This is a genomic window from Mucilaginibacter pocheonensis, assembly GCF_031456535.1.
Lineage (GTDB): Bacteria > Bacteroidota > Bacteroidia > Sphingobacteriales > Sphingobacteriaceae > Mucilaginibacter > Mucilaginibacter pocheonensis.
In genome coordinates, this window is sequence record NZ_JAVDUU010000001.1 from 73,761 (window position 1) to 89,898 (window position 16,138).

Sequence of the window (16,138 nt, forward strand, 5' to 3'; positions counted from 1 at the left end):
AGACCGAGAAATGTCATATTAATGTCATGAAGTGTGCAATTTTACATGTCAGCTTTACATTAATGTTTACACATTTTTAGCACGTATAGTTGTGTAAACACACTTTTTGAACCTTTTACGATATAAGTATATTTCATCCATGTAAATTTTACGGCAATTTTTCAAACATAGTCCCGTTTGATGGCCTTAAAATAAAAAATACATGGAAAGAAAAACAAAACTCTTTAGAAAAGTGGCAGTTGTCTGTATGATGTTAAGTGTAATTCTCCTTTGGGGAAGCTGCCAGAAAACTGGCGAAGCGCCAATGCAGATGCAAGACAGCACCGCAGCACAAACAGCTGCGTTAACCACTGCGACGACGGCAACCCCTACCGTTTACACAGTAAATTTATCGGGCCTTAGGTCAGATGGGGGATACGCTTATCAAATTGGGTATATTCTGAGTGTATCAGGCGACTCGAATACAAACGAGAAAGCGTCAACTATGAGGCTTTATGAAAATGGTGTTGAACTGAAGCCAGCCCACTCTTATCACTCTGACATCCGTCAGTACGGAAAAGGGGCTTTCAGTCACTGGGGTACTTCATTGTACTTCTCAGCATCTGACAACAGTAACCCCAAAACCAATGGAAGGAAGTACACCTATACTTTAGGTACCACTTCCACTTCATCATCTACCGCACCTGTTACCACAACGCTGCCCGCTACAACTACCGTTCCGGGGCTTATTGGTTATGCAATGGTGAACGGAACAACCACTGGTGGTGCCGGCGGTAAATCAATTACTGTTACAACGCTTGAAGGTTTAAGAAGCGCGGTTAAAGGTAACACGCCAAAGATCGTTTACATCAGCGGTGCAATTAAAAGCAGCGGTGACGATTTGATCTATGTTGGATCAAACACTTCTATCATTGGTAAGCCATACGCTTCTGTTGAAGGTTTAACACTCTTTATGGAAACTGTAAGCAATGTAATTGTACAGGATCTGCGTCTTAAAAATTATGTTTATGATGCTGGGGTTATGGTTAAATACCAGTCGCACCATATTTGGGTTGACCATTGCGAGTTTTCTTGCGATCGTTCCCGTTGGGGTTACTGGGGCAAGGATATCGCCATCACACGCGAGTCTGATTATGTAACCGTATCCTATTGTAAGTTCCACGATAATAACCTTTCGGTATTAATTGGTGTTGATTCACCTGATAAAGGAACCTTACACGTAACCATGCACCACAACTACTGGTATAACATTAGCGAAAGGGAGCCGGCTTTGGTTTACGGTACTGTACACTTATTTAACAACTATCACCTTAACAACGGTAGCTACTCTATTGGTTTAAGATATGGTGGCATAGTTCGTACAGATAATGACTTTTTTGAAAACGGTCATAAGCCTATCACTACCAACCTGGATGGCGAAACTCCGGGTTACATCAGCGGGCTTAGTACAGACATATTTAAAAACTGTCAGCCTAATGATATTACTACAGCACTTTCATCATGGATACCGTCTTACAGCTACAAACAATATCTGCACGCCGCTAAGGATGTGCCGGCAATTGTAACAGCCGCTACTGGTCCACGTGCTATTCATTAATACATTATTATAATAACAATTTAATAAACAAACCAATTTTAATAGCCCGGGAGCATAACGCACCCGGGTTATTAAAATTTATAATACCAGGTTACCCAGCTTTACTTTATCTGCATTATACAGATAAATACATATATCCTCATATAGGGCTCAGCATATTTTATATGCGTCAAAATCATTCCGATTTTTAATAAACCGGCCCGCATCCGTTACCGTTCCAAACGTTAATATTTTTCTTCTTAGCTCTATTAATTCTTATACCGTGGTATTTATACCACTATCATAATTACAGGTATTTATTAATATCATGAATCAAATTGCGCAAAAAGTTCTGATCGCGTGCGATTCGTCAAAATCATTAATGGATTTCAGGGGCAAGCTGGTTGAAGCAATAGCCCGGCAGCACCAGGTGCACGTTTACACACCGCGGGTATCAGATCCTCAATTTCTTGAAAAATTGCGGTCGATGCAGGTTGAAATCCATGAAAATGAACTTGATGGCGGCACAGTATCCGTTTTTTCAGATCTCAGGTATATCACACGGCTGTATAAGCTCATGAAAACTATAAAGCCCGATGTGTTTTTTCCGTACACATTTAAGCCGGTTATTTACGGAACGTTATTGGCAAAAGTATGCCGTATTAAAAGTATAATACCCATGTTAACCGGCCTGGGATATAATTTTACTTCAACCTCGCAAAAGAAACTTGTAAGTAATATTACCCGGCGGCTGCTCAGGTTTAGCCTGATGCAAAGCAAGCGGTTAAAAATTATTTTTCATAATAAGGACGATTATCAAACACTGCTGCAACAGGGCATACTGACAGCAAAGCACCAGGCCTTTATTGTTAATGGCTCGGGCGTTGACCTTGACCATTACACCTACGCCGAACCCGATACCCAGAATATAAGTTTTTTGATGATTGCACGGCTAATTAATGCCAAAGGCATCAGGGAATATTATGAGGCTGCAAAAAACATCAGCTCGCGCTTTCGGGGCATTAAATTTAAACTGATAGGCGCTTATGGCAACAATGTTGACACCATTAGCGACGAGTTGTATGCCAGCATCTGCAGCGGCGATGTTATTGACTACCTGGGCGAGGTTAACGATGTGAGGCCCTACATACAGGATGCATCAGTAATAGTTTTACCCTCATACCGCGAGGGAATGCCCCGCAGCCTGCTCGAAGGTATGGCAATGGGCCGCGCAATTATTACCAGCGATGCCATTGGCTGCCGCGAAACGGTTGATACCGATTCGGCAGTAAACGGGTTTATGGTTCCGGTTAAAAACGTACCCGAGCTTATTTCAAGCATGGAGTTTTACCTGCATAATCGCCAGGCCATACGCACTTATGGTATAAGCGGGCTCGCTTTTGCCCGCAAAAAGTTTGATGTACACATGATCAATGCCGAGATGCTGAAGATCATGCAATTGAACTAAGTAAAACCACATAAACAATAATAGAATTTTAGTAAAGCATTAAAACCTTGTCAAAAATGAGAAACAGACTGAGCTATGCCGACCGGACGCCGAACGATTTTAAAGCCATTATGGATGAATTTGGATGGGTTGTATATGAAAACGTACTTGAACCTGATTTTATCAGTACTATAAATTACGATTTATTTAAAGCACATCAGCTTCGCAAAAGCATTCAGGAAAAAAACGGTATCAGCGCTAATATGAGCGGTACACTGCACCACTTGCTTGAGCGGGATAATTTTGCATTAGGGTTTCTTGAAAATATGTATTGTGACGAGGAGATAAAAATGTTTTTAGATGGGCATTATATCCTGAACGGTATTAACGCGGTTATACATGCCAAACAAGAACATCCTTATTTAAGCAATATGCACCGCGATGTGCGTACGTTTATGAAAGAGACCAAGTTGCTGGTGCAAATGATTGTTACGCTTGATGATTTTACGCTGGAGAATGGTGCAACTTATTTTTTGACCGGCTCGCATAACGTTGACCTGCGGCCCGATGAAGATTATTTTTATGATTATGCCGACAGGGCTGTTGTTCCAAAGGGAAGCATCATCCTTTTTAATTCAAACATATGGCATGCCGCCGGCGAAAATACCACCCAGCATGTACGCAGGGCTTTAACATTGGGTTTTACACGGCCATTTTTTAAACAACAGTTTGATTACCCGCGTTTTTTGGGTTATGATTTTGTTGCCGGCCTGAGCCCGCAATTACGCCAGGTTATTGGGTATAACGCCCGTGTTCCTGAAACTTTAGACGAATATTACCAGCCTCCGCATTTGCGGATGTATCAGCGCGATCAAGGCTGAAATACCTTCCTGAACCTACTTCCAATTTTTTAGCAATGCAGAAAACTAAGCCTGCCCTTAAAACCATTGGGGGTTATTTTGAGCTGCAGCTCAGCCCCGGTAAAGAGCATTATCCCGATCTGGTGCGGTTAAATACAGGCCGCAATGCTTTAGAGTATATTTTAAAGCAAAAAGGGTATACCAAAATTTACATACCCTATTTTACCTGCGACGTTATACTTGAACCTATTACCAAATTGAATATACCTTACCAGTTTTATTCAATTAACGAAAAACTTGAACCCATTATTGATTTTGAAATTGAGCCGCATTCCTGCTTTTTATACACCAATTATTTTGGCATTAAACAGGAAGCTGTAAAGGGATTAAGTAAGCAGATAAAACACCTTATTGTTGATAATTCGCAGGCGTTTTTTTCTGATCCGCTGCCCGGTTTGGATACCTTTTATTCCTGCCGCAAATTTTTTGGCGTTCCTGATGGGGCTTATCTGCAAATAAGCAAAAAGATCAACCGCAAATTTCCGGTCGATTCATCCATCGGTCGCTTTTCGCACCTTTTAAAAAGTATCGAGCTGGGTATCGAAGCCGGGTACTCTGATTTTAAGGCCAATAACGATGCCTTAAATAACAATGAAATTAAGTGCATGTCGCCCTTAACGCAAAAGATCCTTTCAAGTATTGATTATGAAGACTGCGCCAGGATAAGGAAACGAAATTTTAACTTTTTGCATAAGCATTTAAAAGGACACAATGAGCTCAAATTCAATGCTAAAGAAGATTATTCGCCCATGGTTTATCCCTTTTTAAGTGCCGACCGCGACCTCAAGCTCCATCTAATACAGAAAAAAATATTTGTGGCAACCTACTGGCCAAATGTTTTTAAATGGACCAATAGTAAAATGTACGAAAACTATCTGGCCCGCTGCTTAGTGCCCCTGCCCATTGATCACCGGTATAATCTCCAGGATATGTTTTTAATGTTAACCACTTTACAACAATTTTTATGACACTTTCTGTATACATACGCCCTTTGGTATTGGAAGATGCCCAAACCTCTTATTTATGGAGGAACGACCCACAGGTATGGACTTTTACCAAATTTAAACCCACTCAGCGCATCACCCCGAAAATGGAAGCCGCGTGGCTTCAGGACAACCTGAACAGACCTGACCAGGTACGTTTTGCCATCTGTTTAAAAGAGCTTGATACTTATATAGGCAACGTACAGCTGCTTGATATTAAGCATGAACGGGCCGAACTGCACCTTTTTATTGGAAATAAACTTTACTGGGGAAAGGGTATTGGCTATCAGGCTACCATGCTCATACTCAGGTATGCTTTTTTTTACCGCAAACTGGAGGGTTTATACTTAAGGGTACACCCAGCCAATATACCGGCTTTGTCAATTTATGAAAAAGCGGGTTTTGAAATCACCGGCGAAACAGAAGGGTTGGTAAAAATGAATATCTCTAAAAACAAGTTTGTAGCTCTTGAGCAGCAACTGGTAAAGTGATAGTTAACTAAAATATTAAGCCTTATGACTAAATTATATACCATTAACAACAAACCGGAGTGGGTTTCTTATGTTCAAAAAGCAGCCGAATACGATTTTTATCATACCTGGCATTATCACAAATTAGAAACAACAGGCGCGCCTACGCTATTTGTTTACCAGGAACAGGACGATTTTATAGCGTTCCCTATGTTAAAAAGAACCATTCCGGGATCTGATTATTATGACCTGGGCTGCGTGTATGGTTATAGCGGTCCGTTTTCAAACCGGAAAATGGAAGACCTGGACGATACGCTGAAAGAAAACTTTAAACAGGCATTTCTTGATTTTCTGTCGACCGAAAAATGTGTTTCGGTATTTACCCGGATGCACCCGTTTTATAATCAGCAGTTATTGCTCGAAAAATTCGGCGGCGTATATGACAACGGCCAAACAGTGGTTATTGACCTATCGCAAAGTATTGAAGACCAGCGCAGGAAGTACCGGCAGTCAACCATGGATGCCGTTAAGCATGCCTGGAAAAGAGGCTTTACGGTTAAAGACGAAAAAGGGCCCGAAGCCATTGCCATGTTTATGAGCATCTATAACGAAACCATGACGCGGGTTAATGCTTCTGACAGTTATTTTTTTGATGAGGACTACTATAACGAGGTTTTAAACACGCCCGAATATGACGCGCGCCTGCTGAATTTGTATGACGGGGATAAAGCTATTTGCAGCACCATAGTGATGTTTACCAATGGCATTATCCAGGCACATTTAATAGGCACACGCACCGAATTCCTGCACCATAGTCCCTCTAAGTTTATGGCCGATGAAATTTCGGTAATGGGCAGGTCATTAGGCATGCGCTATTATAATTTGGGTGGTGGCCTTGGCTTTAAAGAGGATGCCCTTTTTAAATGGAAGTTAGGCTTCACCGATCTTTGTTTTGACTATAAAAGCTGGCGCTATATTGCCAATCCTTCCAAATATCAGGAACTGCTTGATAAAAAGGATATCGACCAAAATGCCGGTATCGATTTCTTCCCGCTATACAGGTACGCCTGAATTTTTCTTTGTCTCCTAAATTTTATTTGTCATGATATACATTAGAAATTTACTATTTCACGAAAGGATACACTCCAGGTGGTTGGTACTTTTAATTGACCTGATGATCGTATTTGTATCGCTTTGTCTTTCAATATCTTTAAAAGACAAGCTGGATATGAAACTGGATAACATTTATTATCTTAGTTTTTACTGCAGCAACGCTATTTTAATTTTCATGATAATGCGTACCCATACCCGCATTATCAGGTATTCAAACACCAAAGATATGTTGCGCATTTTTGTAGCGGTGCTGGTAAGTAACCTGGCCTTTTTGCTGCTTTGTAATATATTATTTGCGCCGTATTTACAATTTAGCCTCAGCGGTTTGGGCGATATATTGCTCATTAATTTTTTTATATCGTCCTCACTGCTCATGGGTATGCGCATAGTGATCAAAGATTTGTTTGTGTACCTTGAAGAGCCCGCGCCGGCCGTAAAGAAAGAGAATATCCTCATATACGGGTCAGGTACGGCCTCTATCTTAATTAAAAACACGGTAGAAGCACAAAAAGGATTAATGATACACGTGCAGGGTTTTATTGATGTAGGCCCCGATAAGATATATAAGTGTGTTGAGCAAAAGCAGGTTTACCCGGTACGGGTTATTGAAAACTTAAAGAGAAAGTTTGCTATTAAAACAATGCTCATAACCTCCGAAGACCTGAATATTGATGGGAAAAGAATAGCGGTTGAAAAATGTATGGCACTTGGCATTAAGGTTATTACCGTTCCCCCGTCAGACCAATGGCTTAACGGCAAACCCAACTTAAATCAGTTTAAGGACCTCAAAATTGAAGATCTGCTTGAACGTGCGCCAATTGAGCTGTGTAAAGACCATATCATGAGCGAGCTGCAGGGTAAAAGGGTTTTAGTTACCGGCGCGGCGGGTTCAATCGGGTCTGAAATTGTGCGCCAGGTAATGTGTTACAATCCCGAGTGTGTGATATTATGTGACCAGGCCGAAACGCCGTTGCATGAAATTCAGCTGGAGATTGAAGATCATAAAACCTTGTGCAAAACAAAGATGTTTGTTGCTGATATTCAGAATACCGCGCGCATTAGGTCGCTTTTTGATTTGTACAAACCACAAATTGTTTTTCATGCGGCGGCATATAAACATGTGCCCATGATGGAGAATAACCCTACCGAAGCGGTATCCACCAATGTTTGGGGCACCAAGAACATAGCCGACATTTCGCTGGAGTTTGGTGTCGAAAAATTCATTATGATCTCAACAGACAAGGCTGTGCGACCAACCAATATTATGGGGGCCACCAAGCGTATTGCCGAAATGTATATCCAGTCGTTAAATAAAGAAATAAGCGATAACCCTGTTTTCTTTCAGGCCAACGGCCAAAGCGTGATCGGGAAAACCAAGTTTATTACTACCCGTTTTGGAAACGTGCTTGGATCAAACGGCTCTGTTATTCCGAGGTTTAAAGCGCAGATTGAACGGGGTGGGCCGGTAACGGTAACCCATCCGGATATTACCCGCTATTTTATGACCATTCCCGAAGCTGTGCAGCTGGTGCTCGAAGCGGCCATAATGGGCAATGGTTCTGAGATTTTCCTGTTTGACATGGGAAACCCGGTTAAAATAGCTGATCTGGCTGCCAATATGATCAAATTGGCAGGTTACGTTCCTGATGTGGATATCAAGATTGTTTATACCGGCCTTAGGCCAGGCGAGAAGCTTTACGAAGAATTGCTGAACGTTGAAGAACAGATTATTCCAACTTATAATGAAAGCATAAAAATATCAAAGACCATACCTAACAGTTATGCCGAGGTTAATAATCTGATCAAAGAGCTGCTTGAGTTGAGCGTGCTTAATAACGAAGAACTGATGGTTATGAAAATGAAAACCATCCTGCCCGACTTTATCAGCAATAATTCACAGTATGAGAAATTGGATTTACGGCTTGTAAACAGCGAAGTATAACTAACACGCAATAATATTAAATGGCACTAAAATAAACACCATTCTATTGACGAATATCATCGTTAATTGTGACCAAAATCATTTTTTACAATTTTGGATACCCTAATTTTATATTAATGAATGCACAATAATTGTACATAGATATAGCTAACAGATGGGAATTGTTCGCTAAGAAATTACAAATGATCATTATATAAAATTTAAGTTATGCACAACAAAATCGATTATCCAGTTTTAGGTTATGAGAATAATAATGCTGGCAGTATTTCCGATTTAAATTATGGTCGAATATTAGAAAGGGTAGTCCGCAGGGATCGTATGGGGATTAGCGAACTTGCACGAAGACTGAACGTAAGTCGCAGAACCGTATATAACTGGTTTGAAATGGAAAAACTCAATATTGATATTATAAGCAAAATTGGGTTTTTAATAGGACATGATTTTTCCAATGAGTTTCCGGAAGAGTTTGCCAAAACAACGAACTACTTTACTGACGAAGATCCGTTGAAAGACGGGGTAAGCCAATCAGAGCAACCATCTAATGCAATTTACTACTGGATGGACAGGTATATAAAGTTACTTGAAAAATTCAATGAGGTTTTAAGCCATGAAGGGAAGGATCATGAAACCTCAGGACAACAAGCCTTTTAATAGTTAAGCGTACATCGTTTTAATGCGATGTAATTTATTGTGATAATGGAAGCAGGTAAATGTAATTTACCTGCTTTTTTTATGTCCAAAATTTTCAGGGCGTTAGGTAGTTGGCTACCTAAATCAGGATATCCAGGAAAAAATGTTAAAATGATCATTTTTGATGTTTTTATTGCCAGTTTTTGCTGTCAACGCTTGTTTTATGGGTACTAAAAGTGTTAAATCTGACGGTGTAGAACGCGTCGTTACTTAACCGTTTAAACACTTTTTTCATTTATTTTGAATGATTCTAAATAATTTGACTTTCTTTGTATTAATTTAGACTCAATCCAAATAACGAATGAAGGCAGGACTTATACTTTTATTATTCTTTTTTACTTTATCTACTCAAACCTTACAGGCACAACAGGACAATACCATTACCGGGAAAGTGGTAACCACCGATAACAAGCCTGCCGAAGCCGTTTCGGTTGGATTGGCCGGGACAACAAAAGGAGCTATTACCAACTACAAAGGGGAGTTTACAATTGTTAAAGTGCTGGCTGGCAATTACAACCTGATATTTACTGGTGTGGGATACAAAAAACTCATCAAAAATATTACCATAACAGATGGGCAGTCAGCAAATATCACCGTAACCATTAATGATGATGAACAACAATTACAGGTTGTTGAAATTACGGGTCGAAAGGAGAAAACTTATAAAACAACCGCGACTTTTATAGGTAACAAAACAGAAACCGATATCAAGGACCTGCCGCAATCGGTATCCTACGCCAGTAAGGAACTTATAGCCGACCAGGGCGCAATACGCGTAGGCGATGTGGTGAAAAACTTCAGCGGCGTTAGCCAGTTCACTACTTATGATGATCTTACAATCCGTGGATTCAGGATAAACGGGGGGAGTAACACGCAGTTGTTGAACGGGTTGCGTACCAGTACCGGCTTTTGGAAACAACCTTTAACCAACTATTTGGAGAGGGTAGAAGTTTTAAAAGGGCCATCATCGGCATTATATGGTAATGCCAGTCCGGGTGGAGTAGTTAACCGTGTTACCAAAAAACCGCTTAATGATACCCGCCAAACCGTTAGTTTTTCATTAGGAAGCTTTAATACCTTTAGGGCACTTAGTGATTTTACCGGACCTGCCAATAAGGATAGCTCATTATTGTATCGCCTTAACCTGGGTTATGAAGACGCTAACTCGTTCCGCGACCTGCAGTTTGATAAAAATATCATCGTGGCTCCGTCATTATCGTTCGTGGCATCCCCTAAAACGCGTATAAATTTTGACCTTGTATACAATAACTCTAAAAGCCGGTTAGACAGAGGGCAATCAACAAGGATGAATGATCTTTATTCTACTCCCTCATCGTTATCATTAAACACTGGTAATGACCACCTAAACGAACAAACGTATATTGTAACATTATCAGGAAGCCATCAATTTAATAGTAAGCTGAGCTTTAACGCGGCTTATTCAAAAACAGGCTATCAGGAAGATCTGTACGAACACAGGAGCGCTAATGCCTATGCTGTTGATGGTAATGGTACCGCAGTCCCCAATCTGGTTGCCATGCAGATATTCTCGCGCATACGTAAACGTTATGTAGACAATTTTAGCGGTTATTTTAATTACAGGGAGGTTACGGGCGCTCTGGAGCATAATATAGTGGCCGGTTATGACTATGGCAGCGAAAAATTGCCGGTTGGCGCATCTCAATTAACAGCATCAGGTTACCGCAACGCTGCCAATAGCGGTAGTATTAGCAGTTATGATCCTGCCAAAAAAGCTAATTATCTGCTGGATAAAAATGGTGATCCTGTTCCTAATGTACCATCATTTAATCTTGATGATGTTATAAATTCGCAGCGTATGCAGGATGACAGTAAAGATTTTTTTGCACAGGTTGCTGTTGATCCCACCTATTATTATTTAAATGCCGGCTACGTTCAGGATCAGATAAAGTTGGGTAAGTTTCAGGCGCTGTTAGGTGTTCGTTATGAGTATTATACCGATTTTGCCAACTATAAAAAATCGACAGAGGCTAAAACACATTCCAGCGCCTGGCTGCCCCGGTTTGGCCTGGTGTACACTGCAACTACCAACATTAATATTTATGGTACTTACGTTGAGGGATATAACCCGCAAACAGCGTCAACCCTATCAAATCCAAACGCTGGTGGACCTTTTAAACCGTTAATCAGCAATATGATAGAGTTTGGCGCAAAAAGCAGCTGGTTAAATAATATGCTTACTATAAGCACCGCGGTGTATCAGATAGATCAAAATAATACGCTTTATAACGCAAATGTTGCCGGTCAGCCTGACCTGCTCAGGCAGGTAGGCAAAGAACGCTCAAAAGGAATTGAATTTGACATAACCGGGCGCATTATGCCCAACTGGAGTGTTTTGGCGTCATATGCTTACAACGATGCGAAAATTACACAAAGCCTTGTACCTGCCGAAATTGGCGCGCAAAAGCCAAACGCCCCCAAAAACATGGCCAATATCTGGACGCGTTATAACGTAACCAATGGCCTTTTTAATGGCTTAGGTTTTGGAGCCGGCGCTAATTATGCAGGCAAACGTAATTTGTCTATAAATCTCGCCCAGGGGATACCTGCTTATACATTGGTGAACGCAGCTTTATATTACCAGGTGGGCAAGGTACAACTGCAGTTTAATGCAAATAACATTACCAATAAAAAATACTGGGTGGGCGGTTATGATTATATCAGGCTATTTCCTGGCGCCCCTTCTAATTATCTGTTAACATTAAATTATACCATTAATTAATATCCGTTTGAAAAGGTTTAAAGCAATAGCAGGGTGGCTGCATTTATGGATCGGCCTGGTAACCGGCCTCGTGGTAGTGGTTATTTCAGTTACCGGTTGCATACAGGTATTTGATGAGGAATTATTTGATCTTTTTCATCATGATTTAGTTAACGTTACAAAAACCGGCCCTGCAAGGCCGGTTTCTGAGCTGCTGGCGGTAGCACAAAAAACGTTAGGCAAAACAAAACCTGTCAGCAATATTAAAATAAAGCAGGCCGGTCACAGCTATGTATTTACCGCTTCAAAAACCAATAAGTTAAAGGATATTGGTATAAGCTACTTTAGTCAGTTTAAATATAATGACGATGTTTATATAGATCCATACACAGGTAAGGTATTAGGTGTTATTGATTCGCGGTATGAGTTTTTTAATGTAGTGGAGCAACTACATCGACAACTTTTGCTGGTTAAACCAGTTGGCAGTGTGGTAGTTGGCACATGTGTTTTGCTTTTTCTGCTTATGCTGATAACCGGTTTTATTTTGTGGCTGCCTAAAAATTACAAACAACTCAAAAAAAATATATCTATTAAGTGGAAAGCCAAATGGAAACGGGTTAATTATGATATTCATAATAGCTTTGGTTTTTATGTTCTGCCCGTTGCCATGATAATAGCTATCACAGGCCTTGCGTGGTCATTCAGTTGGTGGGAAAATGGCATATTCAAAATATTAGGTTCCCCGGGAAAAATTGTATTAACCCGTAAAACTCCTGCTAAAGCAAATGCTGATACCACTACTAATAACACTGTTGATGTGGTATTTACAGCGATGCAGCACCAGATAGGCGATAACTACAAAACCATAGGTATTAACTTTCCCGATAAAAAAAATAAAGTAATTATGGTTTATACTTATGGCAAAAACATTGACGGCTGGCGCAACATGAGTTACTATTATTTTGACAGCCGCACAGGCAAAATGTTTGATAAGCTTGAGCAACAAAATAAGCCGCTGGCCCTTAAATGGCGAAACTCAAACAAGGATATCCATACCGGGCGCATATATGGCTGGCCCACACAAATACTTGCGTTTTTTGCAAGTTTAGCTTGTGCATCGTTACCCATTACCGGGTTTTTGATATGGTGGGGCAAGCGCAATAAAAAGGTTAAAAAGCATGCTGTGAAACAGACACAAACAGCATTGGCCTGATGTTTTCCGCATTTTTTATTATAATCAGTTAAACCGCTTAATAAATAGTGCTAAATTGGTTTCAGTGAAAGATATTCCCGTACACCAGTTAAAAGAGAGGGTAAACACAGGCCTGGAGATCTGGCACTTTGTTGCCGGAGAGGTGCTAGATGAGGAGGACACACTTGGAGCCCATCGCGATGATCATTATATTTTTTTTGTTGTTGAAAAAGGAACAGCATCATTAATGATCGATTTTCATGAATTGTCTTTTCAGGGATCTTCATTGTATTATATTTTACCCGGTCAGGTACATCATCGCATTCGCAGCGAAGTTGCGCATGGTTGGTTCATTGCCATTGACGCTATGTTGATAGCGCCCGATTATAGAAATGTTTTTGAAACACAATTATTATTACAACAACCTTTTTTACTAAGTGAAGTGCAATTAAAGCAATGTAACGATGTGCTGTGCTTGTTGCAGGCAAAATATCTGGAAGATGAACCCGGGCCTTTTTATCTGCCGGTGGTGCACTCCCTGCTGCAATCATTTGTGGGCATGGCCGCCAGTTGTTATAGTGGGGCAGGCGGTTTGCAGTTTGCAATGTCCAGACCCGTACAATTAGCCCATCAGTTTAAAAAACTACTGGCCGAAAACATCCGGCAGATCAAAAGCCCGTCGGCTTACGCTTCAATGCTTAACGTTTCTGAAACTTATTTGAATGAGGCTTTAAAAAAAGCGACAGGTTTATCGGTAAGTTATTGGATACAGCAGGAAGTGATGCTTGAAGCTAAACGCCTGTTGTTTTACAGCCAGATGAGCATAAAAGAAATTGCCCACAACCTGGGCTATATGGATCATACCTATTTTTCAAGGATATTCAAAAAAAGTGAAGGGAATACGCCTTTACTATTCAGGGTTAATTACCGTAAATAGTCCAATCATTACCGCAAGTTGGTTATTGATTTAGCTTTTAATACCATGTTTATTTGTATTATAAAATAAAATACACATGGAAACATCCACTCTTAAAAAACTCATCAGAAGAAAAGCGGGCAAGCTGTTTGAACACAGGTTACAAACCTGCAACGTGCTCGACGTAAGACACTGGGAGCCTTCAACCATTATTGAGGTAGACCTTCACCTGCCCCACGCTGATATAGCATTATGGAACGAAGTGCCCTATATTAAATTTAAGGTAGACGATTTTACTTACAGGGATTACACACCATCGGGCTGGGACGCCGAAACCAGCACCTGCACTATTTATATTGATGCAGCACATCAAGGCCCCGGCAGCCAATGGGTAAAGCAGCTCAAAAAAAATGACACTGTAAGCTATATTAAAATTGGTTCAACACATCATAAACCGGTAGCAACATCAGCAGTTGTTGCGCTGGGGGATGAAAGCAGTATAGGACATTTACTGGCATTGCAAAAAATGGTATTGCCTAATACCCGTTTCTCGGGCGGACTTGTAATAGGTAATGAACATCACCGTAAACTTTTTCATGAATACTTTTGGTCGCCGCTGGTGCCTGTTGCCCGTAAAGACATATTTGGCCATCATAGTTTAATGGAGTGGGTACTTGAACAGCATTACAGCCTTGAGAATACCGTTTTTTATCTGGCCGGCAATAATACTATGGTAGCACAGTTGCGTAAACTGCTTAAGAACCAGGGATATCCATCAGCGCAAATAAAGATGCAGGGTTTTTGGTCGTAAATATTAAGCCAAAGCTGCTTTTATCTTGTTTTCGGCATCCAGCACAAGATCTTCAACAGGGGTCTTTCCTGGTTCAATAGGGCTAAGCACTTCCCAGGTCATAGATGTAAACGTATTTAGCGGATACAGGCCATAACGTATCAATTTCCAGGAATCCTTTATAGCTATTGGTACCAGCAGGGCATCGGGGCATTTTTTCAATATGGTTGCAATACCGCCTACCTGAAAGCTTTTTACTTCGCCATTTTTTGACCTTGTGCCTTCGGGGAATATCACCGCCGACCATTTATTTTCTTTCATCCGGATGGCCAGCTTAACAATTTCGGTAATGGATTGGCGCGAGTCCTTACGATCGATATTGGCACCACCGCCATGTTTTAAGTTATAGGATATTGATGGAATACCTTTGGTAAGCTCAACTTTTGAAATAAATTTAGCGTGGTATTGACGTAAGTACCATATAAGCGGCGGTATATCAAATAAGCTCTGATGGTTGGCCAAAAAAATAATGGGCCGGCCGGCCGGAAGATTTTGTTTGTTGATAAAAGTAACGGTATTGCCCAATAGGTAAACAGAGCTAAGCAGGCATAGGTTTAAAAGGTCAACAGCCCTTTTGTGCGCGGTATAACCAAATAAGCGAAAGCATACCCATTGGATAGGGTGAAAAATAAGAAGCGCTAAAAAGAATGCTGCAATAGCAAGCGGGGACAAAATGTAGCCTAAAAACTTTTTCATCGACCACCAAATTTAGTTTTTTTTAAATAAACGTATTGGTTTTTATAAACGGTTTTCTAACAAAAGCAATTGTACTTTAAGCACTGCAGCTACGGTTACCGAGTCGGTGATTTCGCCGCTGCAAACCATACGGTACACCTCGGCAAAGGGAACCTTATTTACTATCAGCTGTTCGGTATCCTCTGGTTCGGCTTCAAATTGGGTTAGGTCCCGAGCAAGGTAAATAATGCATAGTTCGTCACTTACCGAATTGCTCAGGTGCATACGTTGTATTTCAACCCATTGGTCTGCTTTAAGACCGGTTTCTTCCAGCAATTCTCGTTTAGCAGATTCAAGCGGATCGGTTCCCTCAGGAGAGCCGCCTTCCGGCATTTCCCAGCTATATTGGTCCAAAGCAAACCGGTATTGCCCTACAAGGTAAGTGTTCAGTTCTTCATCAAGCGGTATTACACCAATGGCCAGGTTCTTGAAATGTACTTTGCCATAAATACCCGGGTTGCCCGATGGATTTATCACCTGGTACTCGGTTACGTTTATCCAGGGGTTATTATAAATAGTTTTTTCAGACGTTATTTTCCAGGGGTTTTCTTCAGGGTGATGCAT

General features: G+C 40.8%; 14 protein-coding genes. 12 read left to right on the forward strand and 2 right to left on the reverse strand.

Going from position 1 to position 16,138, the window contains the following annotated elements:
- Positions 1-202: 202 nt before the first annotated feature.
- The 12 genes from J2W55_RS00260 (at position 203) to J2W55_RS00315 (ending at position 14,800) form a co-directional block, all read left to right on the forward strand.
- Positions 203-1,597, forward strand: a complete 1,395-nt coding sequence (locus J2W55_RS00260) for a pectate lyase family protein (RefSeq protein WP_310090620.1) — start codon at positions 203-205, stop codon at positions 1,595-1,597.
- Positions 1,598-1,904: 307 nt separating this feature from the next.
- Complete coding sequence (locus J2W55_RS00265) at positions 1,905-3,044, forward strand: glycosyltransferase family 4 protein (RefSeq protein ID WP_310090622.1); 1,140 nt, start codon at positions 1,905-1,907, stop codon at positions 3,042-3,044.
- Between the two features lie 56 nt (positions 3,045-3,100).
- Positions 3,101-3,904, forward strand: coding sequence for a phytanoyl-CoA dioxygenase family protein (locus J2W55_RS00270; RefSeq protein ID WP_310090625.1), 804 nt, complete (start codon positions 3,101-3,103; stop codon positions 3,902-3,904).
- A 35-nt stretch (positions 3,905-3,939) separates the two neighbouring features.
- Complete coding sequence (locus J2W55_RS00275) at positions 3,940-4,911, forward strand: hypothetical protein (protein ID WP_310090627.1); 972 nt, start codon at positions 3,940-3,942, stop codon at positions 4,909-4,911.
- Positions 4,908-5,417, forward strand: coding sequence for a GNAT family N-acetyltransferase (locus J2W55_RS00280; RefSeq protein ID WP_310090628.1), 510 nt, complete (start codon positions 4,908-4,910; stop codon positions 5,415-5,417). Before J2W55_RS00275 ends, J2W55_RS00280 begins: the two co-directional genes overlap by 4 nt.
- A gap of 24 nt (positions 5,418-5,441) precedes the next feature.
- Positions 5,442-6,467 (forward strand): GNAT family N-acetyltransferase, encoded by a 1,026-nt coding sequence (locus tag J2W55_RS00285; protein WP_310090630.1) that lies wholly within the window; start codon positions 5,442-5,444, stop codon positions 6,465-6,467.
- A gap of 31 nt (positions 6,468-6,498) precedes the next feature.
- A complete protein-coding gene (locus tag J2W55_RS00290) occupies positions 6,499-8,451 on the forward strand; it encodes a polysaccharide biosynthesis protein (RefSeq protein ID WP_310090632.1) in 1,953 nt (650 codons plus the stop codon).
- A gap of 207 nt (positions 8,452-8,658) precedes the next feature.
- On the forward strand, positions 8,659-9,102 hold the full coding sequence (locus tag J2W55_RS00295) for a helix-turn-helix domain-containing protein (protein WP_310090634.1): 444 nt from the start codon (positions 8,659-8,661) through the stop codon (positions 9,100-9,102).
- A gap of 340 nt (positions 9,103-9,442) precedes the next feature.
- Positions 9,443-11,902 (forward strand): TonB-dependent siderophore receptor, encoded by a 2,460-nt coding sequence (locus J2W55_RS00300; RefSeq protein ID WP_310090637.1) that lies wholly within the window; start codon positions 9,443-9,445, stop codon positions 11,900-11,902.
- Between the two features lie 7 nt (positions 11,903-11,909).
- Complete coding sequence (locus tag J2W55_RS00305) at positions 11,910-13,094, forward strand: PepSY-associated TM helix domain-containing protein (protein ID WP_310090639.1); 1,185 nt, start codon at positions 11,910-11,912, stop codon at positions 13,092-13,094.
- A gap of 64 nt (positions 13,095-13,158) precedes the next feature.
- On the forward strand, positions 13,159-14,010 hold the full coding sequence (locus tag J2W55_RS00310; protein WP_310090640.1) for a helix-turn-helix domain-containing protein: 852 nt from the start codon (positions 13,159-13,161) through the stop codon (positions 14,008-14,010).
- A gap of 76 nt (positions 14,011-14,086) precedes the next feature.
- Positions 14,087-14,800: a ferredoxin reductase domain-containing protein gene (locus tag J2W55_RS00315; RefSeq protein ID WP_310090642.1), complete on the forward strand. Its 714-nt coding sequence runs from the start codon at positions 14,087-14,089 to the stop codon at positions 14,798-14,800.
- 3 nt (positions 14,801-14,803) lie between these two features.
- Here the strand turns inward: J2W55_RS00315 and J2W55_RS00320 are convergent, their stop codons facing one another.
- Together J2W55_RS00320 and J2W55_RS00325 are read right to left on the reverse strand one after the other, a co-directional pair.
- Positions 14,804-15,535 carry a lysophospholipid acyltransferase family protein gene (locus tag J2W55_RS00320; protein WP_310090645.1) on the reverse strand — a complete coding sequence of 244 codons (732 nt, stop codon included), beginning with the start codon at positions 15,533-15,535 and terminating at the stop codon, positions 14,804-14,806.
- A 42-nt stretch (positions 15,536-15,577) separates the two neighbouring features.
- Entirely contained in the window at positions 15,578-16,138 is a 561-nt protein-coding gene (locus J2W55_RS00325; protein ID WP_310090649.1) for an NUDIX domain-containing protein, read from the reverse strand.